The following is a 22,157-nucleotide window of genomic DNA, read 5'->3' as shown; positions in this document are numbered from 1 at the left end:
GACAGGATGGCGCATGGGGGCGGGGGAAACAGTGGTGAGTGGTCAGTGGTCAGTGGTGAGTGGAGAAAGATGCAGAGGCCCTAGCCTTCGCCGGGGCCTCTTCTCCCACTCACCACTTCCCACTTACCGCGTAAACACGTTGATATTCAAGAACAGATACGTCGCCGGAACCGCGAAGAGCAGGCTGTCGAGTCGGTCGAGAAAGCCCCCGTGCCCCGGCAGGCTGCTTCCCGAGTCTTTGGTCTTCAGGGCCCGCTTGAGCAGGCTCTCGGCGAGGTCCCCGAGCTGGGAGGCGCTGGCGACGAAGATGGAGTACAGCAGGGCCTGAAGCGGCGACCAGACCTGCGCAAGCTGGGTCATCACCAGCACCGTCAGGAAGCTGAAGGCGAGGCCGCCGATGGCCCCCTCGACCGTCTTGCCGGGGCTGACCTCGGGGGCGAGCTTGCGCCGCCCGAAGAAGTGCCCGCCGAAATACCCGCCGATGTCCGCCGCGAAGGTGGCGAGCAGCGGCAGCGCGAAGTACAGCAGGCCGTCCCCCGCGTCCGGGCTGTAGCGCAGCAGCAGGAAGTACCCCAGCAGCCAGGGGATGTAGAGCAGCCCGAACATCGAGTACACGACGCGCTCCAGCGGGCGCTCGCCGGGCCGCATGACCTCCATCACGAGCATGTACCCCAGCGCCACCGTCAGCACCGCCTCGCGCCACGAGCCCCCCGGCCACGGCGTCTGCGGCCACAGCGGCAGGCTCGCCACGATCAGGGCGGTGCCGAATACCGCCAGGCTGACCCGCCGCACGTCGATGTCGTTGCGGTCGAGCATCCGGATGTATTCGTACATGGCCATCACCGACACGGCGATCAGCGCGGGCAGCATCGCCACCCACCCGAGCCACACGACGACGCTGATGAGCGTGAACCCCACGACCGAGGTGAGGACGCGGGTGCTCAGGGATTCCATGCACGCCCCTGACGGGGGGCCCGTAGCGTGTGGCTCGTGGCTTGGAAAAGAACCCTCTTTTGCCACGAGGCACGGGCCCCCAGCCACCCGCCCTCAAGCGCCGCGAGCCTCACCCGAGGATGTCCTGCTCCTTCTTGGCGAAGGTCTGGTCCACCCGCCCGATGTACTCGTCGGTGATCTTCTGGACCTCCGCCTCGCCGCGCTTGATGTCGTCGCTGCTGACGCCTTCGAGCTTCTTGACCTCGTCCAGGGCATGCTTGCGCAGGTTGCGGATGGCGATGCGGGCGTCTTCCGCGTAATTCTTGGCGTTTTTCACCAGCTCCTTGCGCCGCTCCTCGGTGAGCATGGGCAGGCTGATGAAGATGGTGTCCCCCTTGTTGTTGGGGTTCAGGCCCAGGTCGCTGTCGCGGATCGCCCGCTCGATGGGCCCCAGGGCGCCGCGGTCCCAGGGGGTGATCACGAGCGTGCGCGCGTCCGGCGTGGTGATGCTCGCCACCTGATCGACGGGGACCGTGGAGCCGTAGTAGTCCACCGTGATCTTCTTGAGGATGCCGGGATTGGCGCGGCCCGTCCTGAGCACGCCGAGATTGTTCTCCAGCGCCTCGATGGCCTTGCCCATGCGTTCGCGCGTGTCTACGCTAATGGCCTTCATGTCCGCCATAGGGGTCTCCTTTGCAGAGGATCGGGAAGTCGAGGCCGATTGTAGCCCGTGAGGAAAAGATGTGCCCGCCCGGCTCAACTCTCGATGAGCGTGCCCACCCGCTCCCCCGCGAGGAGGCGGCGCAGGTTCCCTTCCTGGAAGAGGTCGAAGACCACGATGGGCAGCCCCTTGTCCATGCACAGGGTCAGCGCGGTGGCGTCCATGACCTCTAGGCGCCGCTCCACGACCTCCCGGTGGCTGAGGTGGTCGAGCTTTTGCGCGTCGGGGTTCTTGCGCGGGTCGGAGTCGTACACGCCGTCCACCTGGTTTTTCGCCATCAGCACCACGTCGGCGCCGACTTCCAGGGCGCGCAGGGTGGCGGTCGTGTCGGTGGTGAAGAAGGGGGCTCCGTTCCCCCCGCCGAAGATCACGACGCGGCCCTTTTCCAGGTGGCGCATCGCGCGGCGGCGGATGTAGGGCTCGGCGACGGCGTGCATCTGGATGGCGCTCATGACGCGGGTGGGCTGACCCTGCGCCTCCATCGCGTCTTGCAGGGCCATCGCGTTCATCACGGTGCCCAGCATCCCGATGTAGTCGGCGGTGGCGGGGTCCATGCCCTTGCCGTTGCGCGCGCCGCGCCAGAGGTTCCCGCCGCCGATCACGACCGCGAGTTCGACCCCCGTACCGTCCAGCGCCCCCGTGACCAGCCGGGCGAGGTCCGCCGTCGTGTCGGGGCTGATTCCGAAGCCGGATTCACCGGAGAGGAATTCGCCGGAGAGCTTGAGCAGGACGCGTTTGTACACAGCTTCACCTCGTCAGGGAGCGAGAAAACCCGGCGGGCCACAGGGGAGCCGCCGGGCAGGGGAGGGGAGGGGCGGCTCAAGAAGAAGGGCGGCCTTCGCTTGCCGCCCCCATTCTTTACGCGCCGACCTCGAACCGGACGAAGCGCCTGACCTGCGCGCCGCCGAGGTAGCCCCCCACCGTCACGCTGTTGTCCTTGACGAAGCGCTGCTCGGGCAGCACCTTCTCCTCGTAGAACTTGCCGATCTGGCCGGAGACGATCTTCTCCACGATCTGCTGCGGCTTGCCCTCGTTGAGCGCCTTGTTCGTCAGAATCTCGCGCTCCTTCTCGATGTCCCCCTGGTTCACCTCGTCACGGGTGAGGTACTGCGGGCGCTCGGCGGCCACGTGCAGGGCCACGTCCTTCGCCTGCGCCTCGGTGCCGTTTGCCAGGTCCACCAGCACGCCGATCTTGCCGTTGGAGTGGACGTACCCGGCCAACGTCTCGCCGTCACCGGCCTCGATGAAGGCGACGCGGTTGAGGACGATGTTCTCGCCGATCTTGCCCGCCGCCGCCGCGACGGTGTTGCCCACGGTGTCGCCGTTCATGGCGAAGGTGCGGAACTCCTCGACGTCGTTCGTGCCCGCCTGGAGCGCGGCCTGGGCGAGGCGCTCCACGAGCGCCTGGAAGTCCGAGTTGCGCGCCACGAAGTCGGTCTCGCTGTTGACCTCGACGATGGCGCCGCGGTTGCCCTCCAGGGCGAAGCGCACCAGCCCTTCCTTCGCCTCGCGGTCGGCCTTCTTGGCGGCCTTCACGATGCCGCGCTCGCGCAGCAGGGCAATCGCCCTGTCCTCGTCGTTGCCGGCGTCCGAGAGGGCCTTTTTCACGTCCATCATGCCCGCGCCGGTCAGCTCGCGCAGCTTCTTGATCGATTCCATCATGGGGGCGTACCTCCTGAGTCTGAATTTTCGGTCTTAGGAAGGGGGCGGCCCGAGCCTCGTTCGCTCCAGACGCCCCCGGTGCACAGTGGTGGGCGCTTAGGAGCGGCCCTGCGTGCTCGTGAGCTGGGTGGTGTCGCCCTCCACGTCCTCCTCGGCGGCCTCGATGTCGGCGTTGCCCTCCTCGACGCGCGCCCCGCTCACGTCTTCACCGCCGCCGCGCGCCTCGACCACGAGGTCGCCGATGCGGTGGGTGATGAGCTGGATGCTGCGGATCGCGTCGTCGTTGCCGGGCACGATGTAGTCGATCACGTCGGGGTCGGAGTCGGTGTCGGCCAGCGCGATCACGGGAATCCCGAGCTTGTTCGCCTCCTGCACGGCGATGACTTCCTTGGTGGGGTCCACCACGAAGATCGCGTCGGGCAGGCGGGTCATCTTGCGGATGCCGCCCACGAAGCGCAGCAGCCGCTCGCGCTCGGCGCCGAGTTCCACGCGCTCGGCCTTGGGGCGGTTGTTGACGGCGCCCGTCTCGAACATGTCGTCGAGTTCGTTGAGGCGGTCGATGCGGGTGCGCATGGTGCGGAAGTTCGTCAGCATCCCGCCCAGCCAGCGGCTCGTGACAAACGGCATTCCGGTGCGGCGGGCTTCGAGCTCCACGATCTCCTGCGCCTGCTTCTTGGTGCCCACGAAAAGGATCACGCCGCCGCGCTCGGAGAGGTCTTTGATGTAGTCGAACGAGCGGTCGATCTGCTTGAGGGTCTTTTGCAGGTCGATGATGAAGATGCCGTTGCGCTCCGCGAAGATGAAGCGCTTGAACTTGGGGTTCCAGCGCTTGGTCTCGTGCCCGAAGTGCACGCCCGCCTCGAGAAGCTGCTTCATGCTGATGTACGACATTAAAACTCCTGAACGTTGGTCGGGAAAAAGTTTGCCGTCCTCGCGCCAGCCGCACGCCTCGCCCATTTCCAGGGTCGGCGCTCGCTCGGCCAGGCCCGCGCACGACGTTCCAGCACGCGCGGGCAGGGGTCACGGGGGCACCCAAACGCGGAGTATAGCAGGTCAGAAGCCGAGTTCGGCGGCGGCGATGCGGGCAATTTCGACCGTGTGATCGGCGAGATTGGGTTCCTCGTCCTCCAGGTGCCAGGCTGCCGACAGCCCGGCGTAGGCGAAAATCCACTGGAGGAGGCGCCGCCGGTCGAGTCCTGCCGACTCCGAGACGATGAAGGCCTGGCGGGCGAGGCGTCCTGGGGTCGCGGCAAAGTTCAAGTCCGGGTTGCAAAAAAGGTTGGCGTAGTCGAAACCGCGCTCGCCGATGAGTCCCTTGGGGTCAATCGCCAGCCAGCCCCGCTCGCGGCTGTGGAGGACGTTGCCGTGGTGGAGGTCGCCGTGCAGGGGCCGCACGTCGCGGGGGTCGCGGAAGAGGTGCTGTGCCGTCTCCAGGGCCAGCGACAGCACCCCGCCCACCTGAGGTGCCATCTCCTCCAGCGAACGAAACCACCGCTCCAGGGGCGGCAGGTCCGGCCAGGACTGGGCGCGCGACTCGTGCAGCACGGCCACCGCCCCGCACAGAATCCGGCTCGCCTCGTCGTCCTGCCCGGCCTGAACCATGTCCGCGAGGGAGAGGTCGCCCTCCACCCGCTCCAAGAGGACCGCTTCCTCGTCGTGCCGCAGGACGCGGGCCGCTCCCTGCCCGTTCCACCAGACCATCAACCCGTTGCCGACCCGTTCCTCGTCGATGCGGGCGACCTTGAGCATCGCTGGCTCTCCCGCGAACCGCACGGGCAACAGGTCGCTGCTGTTCGTGTGGAGGGGCTCGCCGTCGGGAGCGAGATTCCAGCGGCGCAGGTAGGCGTCGAAGGGCACGGGTCCAGTGTCCCCCTTTGGGGTGAGGCTGACGCAAGGGCGGAAGTGCTACGCTCCCCCGGATTATGGATTGGTTTTACGCCATCGTTTACGGGATCGTGGAGGGCATCACCGAGTTTTTGCCGATCAGCTCGACCGGGCACCTGATCGTCGTCGGGAACCTGATGGGCGTGCCCTGGCCCAAGGAGGTCAAGGACACCTTCGAGGTGGTGATCCAGGGGGGCGCGATCCTGGCGGTCCTGGCGTACTACTGGCGCGACTTCTTGCAACAGGGACGCGACATCGGGCACGACCGGCCCACCCAGCGGCTGTGGCTGGGCGTGGCCGCCGCCTGCATCCCCGCCGTGGTCCTCGGCCTGCTCTTCGGGGACGCGATCAAGGCGGCCCTCTTCCGCCCGAGCGTGGTGGCCTGGGCATTGATCGTGGGCGGCGTCCTGATGTGGTTGATCGAGAGCCGCCGCGTGACGCCGAACGTCCACGGCATCAAGGAGATCGGCGTGCGGCGCTCTTTCCTGATCGGGGCGGTGCAGTGTCTCGCCCTGTTGTGGCCGGGCTTCTCGCGCTCGGCGAGTTCGATCCTGGGCGGCATGCTGATGGGCCTCGACCGCCCGACGGCGACCCAGTTCTCCTTTTACCTGGGGGTGCCCACCCTGGGCGGCGCGGCCCTGCTCGACTTCATCCGCAGCCGCGACATCCTCGCGCAGATCGGCCTCCTCAACGTGCTGCTGGGGGCCGTCACGAGCTTCGTGGTCGCGTACCTCGCCATCGGCTGGCTGCTGCGTTTCGTGTCCACGAACAACTTCAAGGGCTTCGCCGTGTACCGCGTGGTGGTCGGCATCCTGATCCTGATCCTGATCGCCACCGGGACGATGAGCAACGGCAGCCTGGCGTAGGGCGGTCGCCTGGACGCAGGACAAGGGGTCGGAAGGGCGGGAGGGTGAACTTGTGTCCCTTCCGCCCCTCGCCATTTGAGAGACTAAACGCGTGTTCGACTCGCCCCCGACCCTCTACCGCCCCTTCCTGACCGGGCGCTACACCGTCTCGGCGGGGCTGTACCGGCTGGGAGAGCAGGGGGTCCCGTGGGTGGGACCGGAGGCGGGCGCGGTCGTGGAGGCGCACACCTTCGCCCTCGACCGCGAGTACCCGCACTTCGTGGAGAGTAAAGCCGCCGCCCACCGTCGCGCGCTTCACGAGTACACGGGGGAGGCGGCCCTGACGCCCGAGCTGCGAGAAGCAGCCCTGTCCTTCGTCGCCCGGACGCTCGCCGAGGGGAGCGGCGGCGTGCTGACCTGGGACGGGCGGACATTCACCAACCACGCGCTCGGCTGGGTGGCGGACCTCGACCCGCGCTGGGGTGCGGTGGAGAACCTGCGGCACTTCGACGCGCCCCTCGCCCCCCTGATCGCCGACCTGACGCCGGTGAACGCGCTCGACTTCCTGGGGCTGAACGCTCCCGAAGACCTCGCCCTCGTCGCCCGCCGTCCGGAAGGTGGGGACTGGGTGGTGGCCCTGCACGTCCTCTCGCCGCAGCACTGGGACCCGCGAGAGAAGCTGGGGCGGGACTTCGTGGCCGTGCACGAGCCCGTCGCCGGAAGCGGGCCGATGAACGCGACCGCGCCCCGGCTGGTGGACGCGGTGGTCAACCGGGGTCCCTTCGTCCGCTTCGCCTGGGGGGTCGCCATGAGTGACCGCCTCGACCACCACCCCGCCGCGCCGCGGAGTGCCGACCGCGCCCCCCAGACCCGCTTCGATCCGGACCGGGCCTTCCTGCGGGTGGAGCGGCAGACGCTGACGGGGTTTCCGGAAGCTCAGGGCGCCCTCTTCACCATCCGGCCCTACGTCTACCCGCTGCGGGAGGCGGTGGCCGACCCCGCGCACGCCCGCGCCCTCGCCGCCGCGCTGCGGACCATGACACCCGAGCAGGTGGCGTACAAGGGGCTCGTCCCGCTGCTGCCGGGGCTGCTCGCCTGGCTGGATGAGGTGACCTGAGGGGGGCCTTCGGGAAGGGGGAAGACGGGCCGGCGCGGGGCGCTCTAGACTCGTGCCGATGAGCTTACCCGCTCCGTTGCGTTTCCTGCGGCCCGTCGTCCTCGGTGCGCTGCTGCTCGGCTGTTCGCCGCCGGGGTCGGGGCAGGACTCAGGGGCGCAGCTTCAGACGGCCCGGACCACAACCCAGCCTCCCCGTGACCCGCAGAGCGGCTTGCCCTTTGTCGCCGCGCAGGGGCTCCCGCGCGAGGCCCGCCGCACCCTGACCCTGATCCGGGCGGGCGGTCCCTTTCCCCACGCCAAGGACGGCAGCACCTTCGGCAACCGCGAGGGCCTGCTGCCGCGGCGCAACCGGGGCTACTACCGCGAGTACACCGTGCCCACCCCCGGCGAGAACGACCGGGGCGCGCGGCGGATCGTCTGCGGCGGGCAGACGCGCAGCGTGGGCGAGTGTTACTACACGGGCGACCACTACTCGTCGTTCAGGAGAATCCTGCCGTGATCAACGTGTTCAACGCCCCCCCCGAAGGGATTCAGCCCGCCCCCCACGACCCGCGCATGATCGCCGCCGGGTATCGGGTGGCCGTGCGCGAGGTGGACCTCTCGGGGGTCCGTGACAAGGACAGCCTGATGCTCGCCCTGCTGCGCGGCCTGGCGCTCAGCGAGAGCTTCGGGCGCAACTGGGACGCCCTCTACGACGTGCTCACCGACCCGGAAGCCCGCCCCACCCGTTTCGCCCTCGTGCTGTGCGACTACGCCCACTTCCGCAAGCGGCACAAAAACCTCGGCGCCGAGCTGGAGGCCGTGCTCCTCGACGCCCAGCGCGACGCCGCCCGGCAGGGCCGCAACCTGTGGCTCCTGGCGGAAGAACCCGCCCACGACACGCGGCACTGGTAGAGGCTCAGGCGGGTGTGAGGACCGCCGCGAAGGTCATCGCCTCGCCCAGGGAAACCTCCGGGTGGTACACCCCCGCCTCTGGGTCGTACGACCCACCCGGCCACACCTCCGCCAGCGTCAGCCCCGTGCCCGGCAGCAGCAGGCGCAGGTCGGCGGGGCTGTAGCAGCGCAGCGACTGGGTGAAGGGGTCCTCGTCGGTCGGCGCGTAGGTGTCGAGCATCCGGCAGCCCTCCGCGTCGAAGCCGTAGGTCCGGGTGTATCCCTCGGTGCGTTGGGTGAAGCCCGCGTGCCCGGCCCAGTACCAGGGGGTATCCACCTCCACGTAAGCTGTGCCTCCCGGCGCGAGCCAGCGGGCTATTCGGGAGAGCAGGAACCGCTGGTCCGCGTCCTCCCCGATGCCGAAGCCGTCCCAGTAGCACACGGTGTCGAAGGGGCCGCCCGGGTCGAGGGTGTAGAAGTCGCCCGTCAGGGTTTGAACGGTCACGCCGTGTTGGACAGCGAGTGATCGCGTCTGCTCTCCCGCTCTCGCCCGCAGGTCGAGTGCCGTGACCTGATGGCCGAGGAGGGCGGCGCAAGTGGCGAACTGCCCCCCGCCCGCGCCGAGTTCGAGGAGGGAGCCCGCGCGTCCCCGGTGGGCCGTGATCCTCGCCGCCAGGGCCGTGTGGAAAGGGTGGATGGGAGAGTGATAGCAGCCGGTCAGGGCGTCCTGCCGCTCGTAGAAAGAGTGGGACCAGTGCATGGGTGAACCTCCAGAACAGAACGAAGACGCCGCATCGAATCGGCGGGCCAACCGTCAGGTCTGGGGCTCAACGTAAACGCATCGTGGACGGATCCTCTCGTGGAATAACCGCACTCTAGCGGTGTTGGTGCCCACGCGCCTCGTCTGTTTTGCTTGGCCCTGTTACACTCCCCCGCGATGAGCGGCCCCGAACGTCCCCTGCATATCCTCGGCATCGACACCTCCTGCGACGACACGGGGGTCGGGATCGTGGAACTCGCCCCGGACGGCTCGGTGCGGGTGCTGGCGAACCGGGTGTGGTCGCAGACCGTTCACGCCCAATACGGCGGCGTCATGCCTGAGCTGGCGAGCCGCGAGCACGTCGAGCGCATCGACCGGGTGACCGCGGACGCGCTGGCGGAGGCGGGCTTACGTCTGAACGATCTGGGTGCCGTCGCTGCCACCTCCGGCCCCGGCCTCGTCGGCGCCCTCCTCGTCGGGCTGATGTACGGCAAGGGGTTGGCACAGGCGCTCGGCGTCCCCTTCTACGCGGCCCACCACCTCGAAGGTCACATCTTCGCGGCGGCGAGCGAGGCCGACCTCACGGCGCCCTACCTCGCCCTCGTGGTGAGCGGCGGGCACACCCACCTCTTCGACGTGCCGCGCGAGGGCGAGTACGTCCTTGTGGGCGCCACGCGAGACGACGCGGCGGGAGAGGCGTTCGACAAGATTGCCCGGCTCGCCGGTCTGGGCTACCCGGGCGGCCCGGCGATCAGCGAGGCGGCGCAAAAGGGTGATCCCGACGCCGTGCCCTTCAAGGAACCCCTCCAGGGGCAGAAGGGCTTCGACTTCTCCTTCAGCGGACTCAAGACCGCCGCCCTCCTCGCGCACAAGGCCGGGGCCAAGCCGGAAGACCTCGCCGCGGGCTTCGAACGGGCCGCCGTGCGCTTCCTGGTGAAGACCACCCTGCGTGCGGCGGTGGCGCACGGGCGGGACACGGTGGTCGTCTCCGGCGGGGTGGCGGCGAACCGGGCGCTGCGGGAAGCCTTCGCGGCGACCGGCGTGCGGTCAGTGTTCCCGGGAAAGGGCCTGAATACCGACAACGGGGCGATGATCGCGCTGGCGGGGGCGGCGGCCATCCGGGCGGGACGGGAACCCAGTCCTCTCAGCGAGGGGGCGGTGGCCTACGCGCCGCTGGCGAACGCGTAGGGCTCAGCCTTCCCAGGGGTTGAGGAACGGGACGCCGAGGGCCTGAAAGTCGGCGGTGTTGCGGGTGACGAGGGTCAGGCGGTGGTGCAGGGCCGTCGCGGCGAGGAGGGCGTCTACCGGGGCGGCGGGATGCCCAGCCGCCTCGCCGAGGTCGAGCAGCAGACCCCAGACGCTGGCGACAGGCACGCTGACGGGCAGGATGCGTCCTGCGAAACGCGGTGCGAGCGTCGACGAAAGCCAGTTCCTCAGGTCGCGGCTCCGCCGAGTCGGCCCACCGGAACGCCGCTCCAAGCGGATGATGCCCCTTTCCAACCCGCCGAGCGTCGACACACTCAGGAAGATGGTATGGGGCGGGATGCTTCGCAGCCAGGGCTCTATTTCCGGGTCAGGCCGGGCACGCGTCTCCTCGCTGACCACGTTGGTATCCAGGAGATATACGGTCAACCGTCGAAATGGAAGGGCGTCCCTCGGTCCCTTCCCCCACGCTCTGGCAGGGGCAGTTCTTCCTCCTCGGAAGAAGCCCTGGGAGCGTCCTTGAAGATATCCCAGGCAGTCATCAAGGGCTCTGCTGTCTGCCGCTCCACCCGGGCGCCAGCAGCCTGAAGCTGGAGGGCAGGTTTGCCGTCCCGCGTGATCACGATCGTTTCCCCCGCCTCCGCCTCCCGCAGGAATTGCGACATCTGCGCCGCGAACTGCTCGAAATCGACGGTTTTGGTCATGGTCTCCCTCCGTTCCCCCCTCGCGCGAGTTTATCGCACCCCGACCCTGAGCCCTCCCAACTCAACCTCCTCAAGCCTGTCTCACTCAAGTTGTCAGGCGGGCGTGACGCCCAGCGCGCTATACTCCGGTGTCATGTTCCGTGTCCTGAACAAAGTGTTCGACAACAACCAGCGCGACGTGCAGCGCATCGTGAAAACGGTGGTGCAGCCCGTGAACGCGCTCGAAGAAGAGACGACGAGGGTCGAGAACCTCGCCGAGGCGTTCATGGCGCTGCGCAAAAGGGTGCAGGAGGGCGGCGAGTCCCTCGACGACGTTCTGATCCCCGCCTTCGCCCTGATCCGGGAAGCCGGTCGCCGCTCCATCGGCAAGCGCCACTACGACGTGCAGCTTATCGGCGGCACCGCCTTGCACCAGGGCCGCATCGCCGAGATGCGCACGGGCGAGGGCAAGACGCTCGTCGCCACCCTGGCCCTGGCGCTCAACGCCCTGGAGGGCAAGGGCACCCACCTCGTTACGGTGAACGACTACCTCGCCCGGGTCGGCGCGGAGGAGATGGGGCTGCTCTACCGGACGCTCGGGCTTACCGTCGGCCTGATCACCCGCGACATGCAGCCGCACCAGCGCCAGGCCGCCTACGCCTGCGACATCACCTACGTCACGAACTCGGAGCTGGGCTTCGACTACCTGCGCGACAACATGGCCCAGAGCCGCGAACAGCTCGTGCTGCGGGCCGACCATCCGCTGAATTTCGCCATCGTGGACGAGGTGGATTCCATCCTGATCGACGAGGCCCGCACGCCGCTGATCATCTCGGGGGCCGCCGAGAAGGCGACCGACCTCTACTACGTGTACGCCAAGCTGATCCGCCGCCTGCAACGGGGCGAGCCCGCCGAGCCCGGCAAGCGCGCGGAGCCGACGGGCGACTACACCATCGACGAGAAGGGCAAGCAGGTCCACCTCACCGAGGGGGGCATCTCCAAGATCGAGCGGCTGCTCTCCTTAAATGACCTCTACAGCCCCGAGAACATGGACAAGGCGCACATGATCACCCAGGCGATCCGCGCGCGTGAGCTCTACCACCGCGAGAAGGACTACATCGTGAATGCCGAGGGTGAGGTCATCATCATCGACGAGTTCACGGGCCGCTCGATGCCGGGCCGCCGCTACGGCGAGGGGCTGCACCAGGCCATCGAGGCGAAAGAAGGCGTCAAGATCGAGAACGAGAACCAGACGCTCGCCACGATCACCTACCAGAACTTCTTCCGCCTGTACGGCAAGTTCGCCGGGATGACGGGCACCGCCAAGACCGAGGAGAAGGAATTCCTGGACATCTACGGCTCGGACGTGCTGGTGATCCCCACCAACCGGGCGGTCATCCGCAAGGATTCCGACGACCTCGTGTACCGCACGCGGCTGGGCAAGTACCGGGCGGTCGTGGAGGAAGTGGGGGAGATGCACGCGACCGGGCGCCCGGTCCTGATCGGCACGGCCAGCATCGTCACCAGCGAGCAGCTCAGCGCCCTCTTGCAGGAGGCGGGGATTCAGCACGCGGTCCTGAACGCCAAGTTCGAGGCGCAGGAGGCGAGCATCATCGCGCAGGCGGGCAGGTCGGGCACCGTCACCATCGCCACCAACATGGCGGGGCGCGGCACCGACATCATGCTGGGCGGTAACGCGGAGTACATCCTGGGCGAGGCGATCGAAGGGCAGCTCGGCCTGAGCCGCTACGCGCCGGAGGTCGAGGCCTTTATCAAGGCGATCAGCCGCCAGGACCCGGGGGCCGAGGAACTGGGCCTGCGGATTCCCGGCATGACCGCCGACTTCATCCGGCAGGCGCAGGGGCTCCAGACCGACACCATCGCCGACCGGGCCCGCGTGCAGGAGATCGGCGGGCTGCACATCATCGGCACCGAGCGGCACGAGTCGCGGCGGATCGACAACCAGCTCCGGGGCCGCGCCGGGCGTCAGGGCGACCCCGGCTCCAGCCGCTTCTACGTGAGTTTCGAGGACGACCTGATGCGCCTCTTTGCCAACGAGCGCGTGGTGGCGATGATGGACCGCCTGGGGATGGACGACACGCAGCCTATCGAGGCGAAGATGGTCACGGGCGCCATCGAGCGCGCGCAGGCCCGGGTCGAGGACCGCAACTTCGGCATCCGCAAGCAGCTCCTCGAGTTCGACAACGTGATGAGCAAGCAGCGCGACACGATCTACGCCCAGCGCCGCGAGGTCCTCCTCGGCGCCGACGAGGACGTGGAGGAATCGACCGAGGGGATGATCGCGGACTTCGCGGAGATGCAGCTCGCCATGCACGCGCCCGCCGACCAGGCGCCGGAAGCCTGGGACCTGGAGACCCTGCGCACCAACATGCTCGACGCGGTGCCCCAGCTCGGGGACTACGACTTCGAGGCCCTGCGCGGCATGAGCCCGGCGGACGCGCACGCGCACCTGCTCGGCGCGGTCGCCGACACCTTCGACGCCCGCAAGGACGAACTCAGCCCGACGATGCTCAACAGCCTGTCACGCTACGTTCTCTTGCAGGTCGTGGACCAGCACTGGAAAGAGCACCTGCACGGCATGGACGTGCTGCGGCAGGGCATCGGCCTGCGCGGGTACGGCCAGCGCGACCCCTTCACCGAGTACAAGTTCGAGGCGACGAACATGTTCAACGACATGATCGACAACCTCAAGGGCGAAGTGACGAAGTACGTCTTCCGCATGGAGTTCGGGCAGGCGAGCTGAGCGTCGGTCGGGGAAGAGGGCGTGGGCCGGTGGGTCTGCGCCCTTTTTCCGTTGCCGGGGGGAGCCCCTGTCTTGATCCGGGTCCAGCCGCCGCGCTTGCGCCCGTGGTAAACTTCACCCGTCAACCCAGCGTCAGCGTAAACCCCGGGACTCTCGTTCTCGTACCCCGGTTGCCCGATTCCCGTTCCCACGGAGACCTCTCACGGGCAAGAGCAGGGGCGAAAGGTAGGCCTCATCATGGCGGAAGTCGTTCTGGAGCACATCAACAAGCGTTACGGCACCAAGCACCACGCGGTGAAGGATTTCAACCTCCACATCAACGACCGCGAGTTCATGGTGTTCGTGGGGCCCTCGGGCTGCGGCAAGAGCACCACGCTGCGCATGATCGCGGGTTTGGAGGACATCTCGGACGGCACCCTGCGCATCGGCGACCGGATCGTGAACGACGTGCCTCCCAAGGACCGCGACATCGCGATGGTCTTCCAGAATTACGCGCTCTACCCGCACATGAACGTCTACGAGAACATGGCCTTCGGCCTGAAGCTGCGCAAGACGCCGAAAGACGAGATCGACAAGCGGGTGCGCGACGCGGCGAAGATCCTCCAGATCGAGCACCTGCTGGGCCGCAAGCCCAAGGAGCTCTCGGGCGGTCAGCGTCAGCGCGTGGCGATGGGCCGCGCCATCGTGCGCGAGCCGAAGGTCTTCCTGATGGACGAGCCCCTGAGCAACCTCGACGCGAAGCTGCGCGTGGAGATGCGCTCGCAGATTTCTCAACTCCACCGCCGCCTGGGTGCCACGATCATCTACGTGACGCACGACCAGGTAGAGGCGATGACGCTCGGCAACCGCATCGTGGTGATGCGCGACGGCGTGATCATGCAGGTGGACACGCCGATGAACCTCTACGACTTCCCGCAGAACAAGTTCGTGGCGGGCTTTATCGGCAGCCCCTCGATGAACTTCCTGACGGGCAAGGTGCAGGGGGGCGAGTTCGTGATCGGCGAGAGCCGCGTCGCCCCGATGGGCCGCCTCGCGCAGAGCCTGCGGGCGTACGAGGGCAAGGACGTGTTCATGGGCATCCGGCCCGAGCACCTCGGCGTGGTGGGGCACGGCCAGAACGACATTCCGCATGGCACCAACGTGCTGCGCGGCAAGGTCGTGGTCGTCGAGCCGCTCGGCGCCCAGACCGACCTGATCATCGACGTGGCGGGGCAGACCCTCACCGCCAAGATCGAGGGGCAGGCCCTCTTGCAGCCTGGCGACGACATCGAGCTGCTCGTGGACCAGACCCGTCTGCACGCCTTCGACACCGCCTCGGAGGCGGCCATCGACCGCGGCACGCCGACCGGCACGCGCGGGCAGGCCGACACCCGCGGCCTGGGCTACGAGTACGACAACGACGCCTCGCGCCGGGTCGTCAACCTCGGCAGCGTCTCCGCCGACGACTGAGCCGCACCCGTCCCCGCAGCGCCGCCTTCTCCCTGGAGGCGGCGTTTTTGTGTGAGCCGCGTCAGCTTCCTCATCCGCGTGGTCTTCCTCACACCTTCATCCAGACGCTAGAGTGCCGAAAACATCCCGCCCAGCCCGACAACGGAGGAACCCGCATGATGAAAAGAGCCCTGCTGACCCTCACCGCCCTGACTCTCCTCGCCAGCGCCGCCGAGGCGCGCACCTGGGACGAGATCAAGCGCAGCGGCACCATCCGGATCGCCACGGAAGGTGCTTTCCCGCCCTTCAACATTCTGAAGGGCAAGGAGTTGACGGGGTTCGAGGTGGACCTCGCGGGCGAAATGGCCAAGACGATGGGCCTGAAGGTGCAGTGGGTGACCCAGCCCTTCGACAACCTCCTGATCGGGCTGAACCAGGACCGCTACGACTTCGTGATCGCCTCTCACGGCATCACGCCCGAGCGGGCGCGGGCGGTGGACTTCGCCAACCCGCACTACTGCACGGGCGGCGCCATCGTCTCCAGGCCGGGGGGCCCCAAGACCGCCGCCGACCTGCGGGGCAAGGCGGTCGCCGTGCAGGTCGGCACGACCTACCTGGAGAACGTGCGCAAGGTGCCCGGTGTGGGCGACGTGAAGACCTTCCCCAAGGACACCGACGCCCAGGCCGCGCTGATGGCGGGCCGCACCGACGCCTGGGTGGGCGACAAGTTCACCGGGCTCGACCTCGTGAAGGCGCAGAAGGGCAAGCTCGTGCAGGGCGACCTGCTGTTCAACGAGCGCATCGGCATGGCGGTGCGCAAGGGCAACTCCAGCCTGCTCAAGGAACTCAACGCCGCCCTGACCAAGGTGCAGAACAACGGCACCTACGCGCGGGTCAGCGGCGGGTACTTCGGCCAGGACATCCGCTGCCGCTGAGCCCACGCCGCTCCGCTCTCCCAGCCGCCCGCGGACGGCTGGGATTTTTCTGCGTACACGACGGCACTTCCACCCCCGAGCGGCTCACGCAGACGGGCACCGGACGCCGCGATTTGTGGAATGATCGGCCAATGACAACCCAACCCACATTCCACTCCGTTTCGCCCGCCGGGGACGACGAATGACGGCCCGAAAGACCACGCCCCGGCCACCCCTCGGCGGCGTGAATCTGCTGCTGTGGCTCGTGGGCGCGGTCGCCGCCTTCCTGCTGCTCTTTTTCGTGATCACCCAGGTATTGCGCGCAGTTCCCGACCCCATCGGCCCCCGCGCCGACCTGTTCGTGGAGGGCGCGCGGATGACCCTGCAATTGACCGTGGTGAGCGGGCTGATTGGGCTGATCATCGGCGTCGTGGCGGGCATCCAGCGGACGAGTGCGCTGTGGCTCCGGCGCGCGCCCGCCGGGCTCTTCATCTGGCTGATCCGGGGCACGCCCCTGCTCGTGCAGATTCTGTTCGTGTACAACGCGCTGCCGCCCATCCTGCAAGCGGTCGGGCTGAACATCCGCCTCGACGAGTTCTGGTCCGCCGTGATCGCCCTCGCCCTGAACGTGGGTGCCTACAACGCCGAGGTGATCCGCGCGGGCATCCTCGCCATCCCGCGCGGTCAGAGCGAGGCGGCGCGCAGCCTGGGCCTGAGCGGCGGGCAGACCATGAGCACGGTCGTCCTTCCGCAGGCCCTCAGGATCGTCGTGCCGCCCCTGGTGAACAACCTCGTCGCGCTGCTCAAGGACTCCTCGCTCGCCTCCTCCATCGCCCTGCTCGAACTCACCCTCGCCGGGTCGCGCGTGTCGAGCGAGACCTTCCAGCCCATCCCCGTGCTGACGACCATCGCCGCCGTGTACCTCGCGCTGACGACGGTGATGACGCTCTTTACGGACCAGTTGGAGAGGCGGGTGAAGATCGCAACGAGGTAGGTCGTCGCCACCAGAACAGGAACAGCCCCCGAACCGTCAGGCCGGGGGCTGTTCCTGGCGGCTGGCGACTCCCCCCTCAGGCCGTCGCCACCACCGCGGGCGGCTCGTTCCGGCTCCCCGCCTTCTGCCAGAAGTACACGACGGCGATGAGGGCGAGGGCGGCGAGGTTCCAGAGGATGTGGGTGGGGATGATCAGGATGAAGGACGCGACGAGCAGAATCAGCGTCTGGAGGAGGTTCGTGCGGCGGTGCAGGTACCGCAGCGTGGCCGCGCTGAAGGCGACGAGGCCGATGAAGGCGAAGAGGATCATCGGGATCGCCTCTGACCACGGCAGGCCGCCCAGCCGGTTGCCCGCGATCAGCAGCAGAGACGGATTGAAGAACATCATGTAGGCGAGCAGGGCCGTGCGGAGTTCGTACTGGAAGGCCTGCACGCCGGTCGCCACCGGATTGCCCCCGCTGATCGCCGAGGCGGCGAAGGCGGCCAGGGCGACGGGCGGGGTGGAGTCGGCCATGATGCCGAAGTAGAAGACGAACATGTGGACCGGAAGCATCTGCGCCGGGTTGCTCGTGTCGAGCCCCGCGATCCGGGCGATGATGGGCACGATCAAGGCGCTCATCAGGATGTAGTTGGCGGTGGTGGGCAGCCCCATCCCCAGGACCAGGGCGATGAGCTGCGCCATGAACAGCACGATCAAGATGCCCCCGAAGGTGGCGACCTGCGCGGCGTTCACGCCGGGAATCAGGCCCGCGACCCCGCCGAGCAGGTCACGGAAGCCGTTGCTCACGAGCTGCACGATGTCGGCCAGCCCGAAGCCCAGCCCGGTGATCGTCACGATCCCGACGATGATTCCGGCGGCGGCGGTGGCGATGGCGATGCCGATCATGCTTCTGGCGCCCGCCTCGAAGGCCTGCACGAGCATCCGCCCGCCGTCCGCGAGGCCGCGCCCCACGCCCCGCCCGGTGCGGGCCGCCCGCCACGCCTCCTGCGCGAACATCATGGCGATCATCAGGAAGATGGTGTTCAGCGCGACCCGCTCGGGTGTCGCCTCCGGGTTGATCGTCAGCGTGCCGATCAGGTAGACGAGCGGCACGAGGTAGTACCAGCCCGAGAGCAGCGTCTCGCGCACGCGGGGGAGTTCGCCTTTGGGCAGCCCGCGCAGGCCCAGCTTGAGCGCCTCGATGTGCGTCACGACGAGCAGGGCGGAGTAGCACAGGAAGGCGGGAATCGCCGCGGCGAGGATCAGCGAGCGGTACTCGATGTTGAGGTTCTGCGCCATGATGAAGGCCGCCGCGCCCATCACCGGGGGCATCAGTTGCCCGTTGGAACTGCTCGCCACCTCGATGGCGCCCGCCTTCTCGGCGGAGTAGCCCACCCGCTTCATCGTGCCGATGGTGATGTTGCCGCCGGTCACCACGTTGCTCACCGCCGACCCGCTGATGATGCCGTTGAGGGCGCTCGACAGCACGCTCGCCTTCGCCGGGCCGCCCCGGAAGCCGCCGAGGAGCCCCTGCGCGACGTTCATGAACCAGTCGCCCGCCCCGAGCTTGTCGAAGATCGCCCCGAACAGCACGAACAGGAAGACGATCTGCGCCGAGACGCCGATGGCCGTGCCGAAGATGCCCTCGGTGTTGGCGAAGAGCTGCCCGACGACCTGCGGCCACGTCTGCCCGGCGTGGAGTTGGAGCTGCGGCCCCAGGTCGCCCCGGATCAGGCCCTTGGGCCCGGTCAGGGCGTACAGCATGAACACCAGCGCGACGATGGGCATGGCGATCCCGATGGTGCGCCACGCGGCGAGCAGCAGCAAGATCACCATCGCGCTCCCCACCCACACGTCCGGCTGGGTCAGCACCCCGCCCTGCACGTTGGCAATGGTGGGGTACTGGAGAATCAGGTAGACCGCGCTCCCGGTCGCGACCGCGCCCAGAATCCAGTCGTACCACGGCACGCCCACCTGGGCCCTCCCCGGCGTCTTGCGGAAGGGGAACACCAAATAGCCCAGCGCGAAGGCGAAGGCGAGGTGCGTCGCCCGCAGCACGATGGGGTCGAGGGTGCCGACCTGCGCCGCGTACATCTGGAAGAGGCACCAGGCGACGGCGAGGGCGGTGACCAGCCCCTTTTGCCAGCCGAACAGCTTGCGCCCGCCTGTCTCGGCGGCCTCCACCATCTCGATGGCGCGGCGTTCGCCCTCGGTCATCCCCGTGTGGTCGAGGCTGGGGTCGCTGGACATCGGCTTCGTCGGATCACTCATAGGCTCCTCATCCCCTGGAAGGCGCGGAGGCCAGCCGCGGTGGTGCGAGCGACTGGCCTCCGTTTAGACCACGCGTCAGACCGCGCGGGCGATTATCTGACGGCCACGCCCTTCTCGCGGAAGAAGCGCGCGGCGCCGGGGTGCAGCGGCGCGGGCAGGCCCCTCACGGCCTTCTCGTACGAGAAGTTGCCGGCGAGGCTGGGGTGCAGCGCCTTGAGTTCCGCCTCGTTGTCGAAGGCGGCCTTCATCGCCTTGTACACGGCGTCGTCGCTGACGCCCGTGGTCGTCACCAGGGTCGCCTGCACGGCCACGCTGGGAACGGTGGCGCCCACGCCCCGGTAACTGCGGGCGGGGATGTTGTAGCGCACGTAGAAGGGGTAGCGCTTGATCAGGGCGGCGGCCTGGTTGCCGCCCACGGGCACGACCTTCACGTCCACCGTCTGCGCGATCTGCGAGATGGCGCTCGCACCCACCCCGACCGTGTAGAACAGCGCGTCGGCGCGCTTGTCCTGCATCAGGGTGATGCCCTGTGCCGGGGAGACCCGCAGCGCCTGCCCGAGGTCGTCGAAGCCGAGGCCGTAGGCTTCGAGCACCTGCCGCGCCGTCTGCTCGGTCCCCGAGCCCAGGTCGCCGATCACCACGCGCTTGCCCTTCAGGTCGGCGATGGAGTTGATCCCCGAGTCGCGGCGGGCGATGACGTGCAGCACCTCGGGATAGAGGACCGCCATCGTGCGCAGCTTGTTGTTCGCCTTGCCCTGGAAAGCCTGGATGCCCGTGCCCCGGTAGGCGTAGTACACGATGTCGTTTTGCGCGATGGCGGCGTCGAGCTCCCCCGTGCCGAGGGCGTTCACGTTGAACACGCTGCCCCCCGTCGAGCGGGCGTTGGCGCGCACGCCGCTGCCGGAGTCGTTGATCAGTTTCGCCATGCCCGTGGCGACCGGGAAATACACGCCCGTGGTCGAGCCCGAGCCGATGGTCAAGAAGGTGGTGCCCTGGGCGAACGCCACGGCGGCGCTGCCGAGCAGCAAGGCGGTCAAGACTTTCTTCATGGAGGCTCCTTGTGGGCAACGGTGGGGGTTGCCGGTGCGGCGGGTGGCGTGAATTTTAGCACGGGGCGGGACTGGAGGCGGTTCCACAGGCAGGGTGCCGAGCGTGCACCGACCTCCGTGTTACGTTCAGCCATGCGGGAACGTCGGCCTTTCGATCTGGAGAGCTACGTGCGGCGCACGCGGACGGGGCCTTGTTTCATCTGCGAGTTCCTGAAGGGCAACCCCGACTATCACCATCACCGGCTGTATCAAGATGACCTTGCGGTGGCGTTCCTGGCCCGCGCGCCGAACAGGGAGGGCAGGCACCTCGTGCAGGCGCTCGGTTATACGCTCGTCGTCCCCCGCGAGCACCGGGAACAGGTCACGTACGACTTCACGCTCGCCGAGTACCTGCATCTCCAGACGGTCGTGTACCACGTCGCTGAAGCCCTGCGGCAGGAGTTGCCAACCGAACGGGTCTCTATCCTCTCCCTCGGCAGCGACGAGGGGAACAGCCACGTCCACTGGCACGTCGTCTCCCTGCCCCCCGGCGTGCCCTACGACGAGCAGCAGTTTCGCTTTCTTATGGCGGAGTGCGGCGTCGTCGAATTGGCAGAGCAAGAGATGCTGGACATCGCGGCGCGGCTCCAAGAACGTTTACGAAGTGTTCCCTGACAGTCAGAACTCGCCCCCGACGTTTGCCTGTACACTCCCCCCATGACCCACACGAGCACCGGCCCCGTCTCCGTCAGCACGAGTGCCCAGGCGGCGGCGCCCATCATCGTGGCGCAGGACGTGCACAAGCACTTCGGGAGCTTCCAGGCCCTGCGCGGGGTGAGCATGAGTGTCCGGCCCGGCGAGGTCGTGGTCATCATCGGGCCGTCGGGCAGCGGCAAGAGCACCTTCATCCGCACGATCAACGCGCTCGACCCGCACGACGGCGGCTCCATCACGGTGGACGGCATCCCCCTCCAGGGCGCGCGCAACCTCGACGCGATCCGGCGCGAGGTCGGGATGGTCTTTCAGTCCTTCAACCTTTTTCCACACCTCACCGTGCTGGAGAACATCACGCTGGCCCCGACCCGCGTGCGCAAGACGAGCAAGGCCGAGGCCGAGCGGCGCGGGCTGGAGTTGTTGCGCCGCGTCGGGATCGAGGAGCAGGCGCGCAAGTACCCGGCGCAGCTTTCCGGCGGGCAGCAGCAGCGCGTCGCCATCGCCCGCGCCCTGGCGATGGATCCCAAGGTGATGCTCTTCGACGAGCCGACCTCGGCCCTCGACCCCGAGATGATCAAGGAAGTCCTCGACGTCATGAAAGAACTCGCGCGCACCGGCATGACGATGCTCGTCGTCACGCACGAGATGGGTTTTGCGCGGGAGGTGGCCGACCGCATCCTCTTTTTCGACCAGGGCCAGATCGTGGAGGACACGACGCCTGAGGAGTTCTACACCAACCCGCAGCACGAGCGCGCGCAGGCGTTCCTAGGCAAGATTCTGGGTCACTGAGGGTTGGCCCACCGAGGGGGTCAGTCGCCCGGCTGCGTGGCCCGCGTCCGGACGGGTGGCCTCCGCTTCCAGATCCGCCGCACCGCGAACAGCGCCGCAATGGCGAGGACGGCCAGGAACGGCGCGGTGTGATCTTTCTTGACCCCCCACCAGTAGTGCAGGGCGGCGAGACCCACCGACACGTAGACGAGCCTGTGCAGCCGTTGCCAGCGCGCGAAGCCCAGGCGCCGCACCGAGTCTGCCCGGCTCGTCAGCGCCAGCGGCAAGAGGAGCAGGAGCGCCGTGAAGCCCACCGTGATGAAGGGCCGCTCCAGCACGTCCGTGACGATGGCGCTAGGCACAAAACCCTGGTCGAACAGGTAGATCAAAAAATGCAGCGCGGCATACCCGAAGGCGAGCAGGCCCAGCGCCTTACGGACGCGCGCGGGCCACGTCCAGCGGAACACCAGCCGCAGCGGCGTGCAGGCGAGCGAGAGGATGAGCAGCACGAGCGTGAGGAGCCCGGTCTGGTGCAGGGTGCGCTGAACCGGATTCGCGCCGAGCGCCCCCGTCCACGCGTCCAGAAACATCACGGCGAGGGGGAGGAGGCCGCCT

Annotated in this window: 23 protein-coding genes; 11 read left to right on the top strand and 12 right to left on the bottom strand. The window is 68.0% G+C overall.

Going from position 1 to position 22,157, the window contains the following annotated elements; translation table 11 throughout:
* Nucleotides 1-123: 123 nt before the first annotated feature.
* The 6 genes from A7B18_RS10450 to A7B18_RS10425 form a co-directional block, all read right to left on the bottom strand.
* Entirely contained in the window at nt 124-954 is an 831-nt protein-coding gene (locus tag A7B18_RS10450) for a phosphatidate cytidylyltransferase (protein WP_102126637.1), read from the bottom strand.
* A gap of 109 nt (nt 955-1,063) precedes the next feature.
* Nucleotides 1,064-1,615, bottom strand: coding sequence for a ribosome recycling factor (gene frr, locus A7B18_RS10445; RefSeq protein WP_102126636.1), 552 nt, complete (start codon nt 1,613-1,615; stop codon nt 1,064-1,066).
* Nucleotides 1,616-1,689: 74 nt separating this feature from the next.
* Nucleotides 1,690-2,397, bottom strand: a complete 708-nt coding sequence (gene pyrH, locus A7B18_RS10440; RefSeq protein ID WP_102126635.1) for a UMP kinase — start codon at nt 2,395-2,397, stop codon at nt 1,690-1,692.
* A gap of 115 nt (nt 2,398-2,512) precedes the next feature.
* Nucleotides 2,513-3,316 carry a translation elongation factor Ts gene (gene tsf / locus A7B18_RS10435; RefSeq protein ID WP_102126634.1) on the bottom strand — a complete coding sequence of 268 codons (804 nt, stop codon included), beginning with the start codon at nt 3,314-3,316 and terminating at the stop codon, nt 2,513-2,515.
* 96 nt (nt 3,317-3,412) lie between these two features.
* Nucleotides 3,413-4,207, bottom strand: a complete 795-nt coding sequence (rpsB, locus tag A7B18_RS10430) for a 30S ribosomal protein S2 (protein WP_102126633.1) — start codon at nt 4,205-4,207, stop codon at nt 3,413-3,415.
* Nucleotides 4,208-4,369: 162 nt separating this feature from the next.
* The gene (locus tag A7B18_RS10425; RefSeq protein WP_102126632.1) at nt 4,370-5,173 is read right to left on the bottom strand and encodes an aminoglycoside phosphotransferase family protein; all 804 of its coding nucleotides are present in this window, start codon (nt 5,171-5,173) and stop codon (nt 4,370-4,372) included.
* A 65-nt stretch (nt 5,174-5,238) separates the two neighbouring features.
* Here A7B18_RS10425 and A7B18_RS10420 point away from each other — a divergent pair, with 65 nt between their 5' ends.
* From A7B18_RS10420 to A7B18_RS10405, 4 genes are all read left to right on the top strand, one after another.
* Nucleotides 5,239-6,066 carry an undecaprenyl-diphosphate phosphatase gene (locus A7B18_RS10420; RefSeq protein WP_102126631.1) on the top strand — a complete coding sequence of 276 codons (828 nt, stop codon included), beginning with the start codon at nt 5,239-5,241 and terminating at the stop codon, nt 6,064-6,066.
* A 91-nt stretch (nt 6,067-6,157) separates the two neighbouring features.
* Complete coding sequence (locus A7B18_RS10415) at nt 6,158-7,162, top strand: heme-dependent oxidative N-demethylase subunit alpha family protein (protein ID WP_102126630.1); 1,005 nt, start codon at nt 6,158-6,160, stop codon at nt 7,160-7,162.
* A 58-nt stretch (nt 7,163-7,220) separates the two neighbouring features.
* The gene (locus tag A7B18_RS10410) at nt 7,221-7,661 is read left to right on the top strand and encodes a guanyl-specific ribonuclease (RefSeq protein ID WP_102126629.1); all 441 of its coding nucleotides are present in this window, start codon (nt 7,221-7,223) and stop codon (nt 7,659-7,661) included.
* On the top strand, nt 7,658-8,056 hold the full coding sequence (locus A7B18_RS10405) for a barstar family protein (RefSeq protein ID WP_102126628.1): 399 nt from the start codon (nt 7,658-7,660) through the stop codon (nt 8,054-8,056). Before A7B18_RS10410 ends, A7B18_RS10405 begins: the two co-directional genes overlap by 4 nt.
* A 4-nt stretch (nt 8,057-8,060) precedes the next feature.
* Here the strand turns inward: A7B18_RS10405 and A7B18_RS10400 are convergent, their stop codons facing one another.
* The gene (locus tag A7B18_RS10400; RefSeq protein WP_102126627.1) at nt 8,061-8,795 is read right to left on the bottom strand and encodes a class I SAM-dependent methyltransferase; all 735 of its coding nucleotides are present in this window, start codon (nt 8,793-8,795) and stop codon (nt 8,061-8,063) included.
* Between the two features lie 177 nt (nt 8,796-8,972).
* Between A7B18_RS10400 and tsaD the strand changes: the two genes are divergently transcribed.
* Entirely contained in the window at nt 8,973-9,983 is a 1,011-nt protein-coding gene (gene tsaD / locus A7B18_RS10395) for a tRNA (adenosine(37)-N6)-threonylcarbamoyltransferase complex transferase subunit TsaD (protein WP_102126626.1), read from the top strand.
* A gap of 3 nt (nt 9,984-9,986) precedes the next feature.
* Here tsaD and A7B18_RS10390 read toward each other — a convergent pair whose 3' ends face one another.
* Entirely contained in the window at nt 9,987-10,427 is a 441-nt protein-coding gene (locus A7B18_RS10390) for a type II toxin-antitoxin system VapC family toxin (protein WP_102126625.1), read from the bottom strand.
* Nucleotides 10,424-10,702: a type II toxin-antitoxin system Phd/YefM family antitoxin gene (locus A7B18_RS10385; protein ID WP_102126624.1), complete on the bottom strand. Its 279-nt coding sequence runs from the start codon at nt 10,700-10,702 to the stop codon at nt 10,424-10,426. The genes A7B18_RS10390 and A7B18_RS10385 overlap by 4 nt, the downstream gene beginning before the upstream one ends.
* 133 nt (nt 10,703-10,835) lie before the next feature.
* On the opposite strand from A7B18_RS10385, the gene secA reads away from it, so the two are divergent.
* The 4 genes from secA (at nt 10,836) to A7B18_RS10365 (ending at nt 16,781) form a co-directional block, all read left to right on the top strand.
* Nucleotides 10,836-13,445 (top strand): preprotein translocase subunit SecA, encoded by a 2,610-nt coding sequence (gene secA / locus A7B18_RS10380; protein WP_102126623.1) that lies wholly within the window; start codon nt 10,836-10,838, stop codon nt 13,443-13,445.
* Nucleotides 13,446-13,682: 237 nt separating this feature from the next.
* On the top strand, nt 13,683-14,894 hold the full coding sequence (locus A7B18_RS10375; RefSeq protein WP_102126622.1) for an ABC transporter ATP-binding protein: 1,212 nt from the start codon (nt 13,683-13,685) through the stop codon (nt 14,892-14,894).
* A 158-nt stretch (nt 14,895-15,052) separates the two neighbouring features.
* Nucleotides 15,053-15,808 carry an ABC transporter substrate-binding protein gene (locus tag A7B18_RS10370; RefSeq protein WP_102126673.1) on the top strand — a complete coding sequence of 252 codons (756 nt, stop codon included), beginning with the start codon at nt 15,053-15,055 and terminating at the stop codon, nt 15,806-15,808.
* Between the two features lie 181 nt (nt 15,809-15,989).
* Complete coding sequence (locus A7B18_RS10365) at nt 15,990-16,781, top strand: amino acid ABC transporter permease (protein WP_102126621.1); 792 nt, start codon at nt 15,990-15,992, stop codon at nt 16,779-16,781.
* 76 nt (nt 16,782-16,857) lie between these two features.
* Here A7B18_RS10365 and A7B18_RS10360 read toward each other — a convergent pair whose 3' ends face one another.
* Complete coding sequence (locus A7B18_RS10360) at nt 16,858-19,032, bottom strand: TRAP transporter permease (RefSeq protein ID WP_219722116.1); 2,175 nt, start codon at nt 19,030-19,032, stop codon at nt 16,858-16,860.
* A 92-nt stretch (nt 19,033-19,124) separates the two neighbouring features.
* Nucleotides 19,125-20,081, bottom strand: coding sequence for a TAXI family TRAP transporter solute-binding subunit (locus A7B18_RS10355; protein ID WP_102126620.1), 957 nt, complete (start codon nt 20,079-20,081; stop codon nt 19,125-19,127).
* 132 nt (nt 20,082-20,213) lie between these two features.
* Between A7B18_RS10355 and A7B18_RS10350 the strand changes: the two genes are divergently transcribed.
* On the top strand, nt 20,214-20,735 hold the full coding sequence (locus A7B18_RS10350) for an HIT family protein (protein WP_102126619.1): 522 nt from the start codon (nt 20,214-20,216) through the stop codon (nt 20,733-20,735).
* Between the two features lie 42 nt (nt 20,736-20,777).
* Nucleotides 20,778-21,563 carry an amino acid ABC transporter ATP-binding protein gene (locus tag A7B18_RS10345; RefSeq protein WP_102126618.1) on the top strand — a complete coding sequence of 262 codons (786 nt, stop codon included), beginning with the start codon at nt 20,778-20,780 and terminating at the stop codon, nt 21,561-21,563.
* Nucleotides 21,564-21,583: 20 nt separating this feature from the next.
* Here A7B18_RS10345 and A7B18_RS10340 read toward each other — a convergent pair whose 3' ends face one another.
* Nucleotides 21,584-22,132, bottom strand: a complete 549-nt coding sequence (locus tag A7B18_RS10340) for a protein-methionine-sulfoxide reductase heme-binding subunit MsrQ (protein ID WP_102126671.1) — start codon at nt 22,130-22,132, stop codon at nt 21,584-21,586.
* Nucleotides 22,133-22,157 lie beyond the last annotated feature (25 nt).

The organism is Deinococcus planocerae (assembly GCF_002869765.1).
GTDB classification, from domain to species: Bacteria; Deinococcota; Deinococci; order Deinococcales; family Deinococcaceae; genus Deinococcus; species Deinococcus planocerae.
The sequence above is the reverse complement of the archived record's forward strand: the minus strand, read 5'-3'. Positions and strand labels throughout refer to the sequence as shown.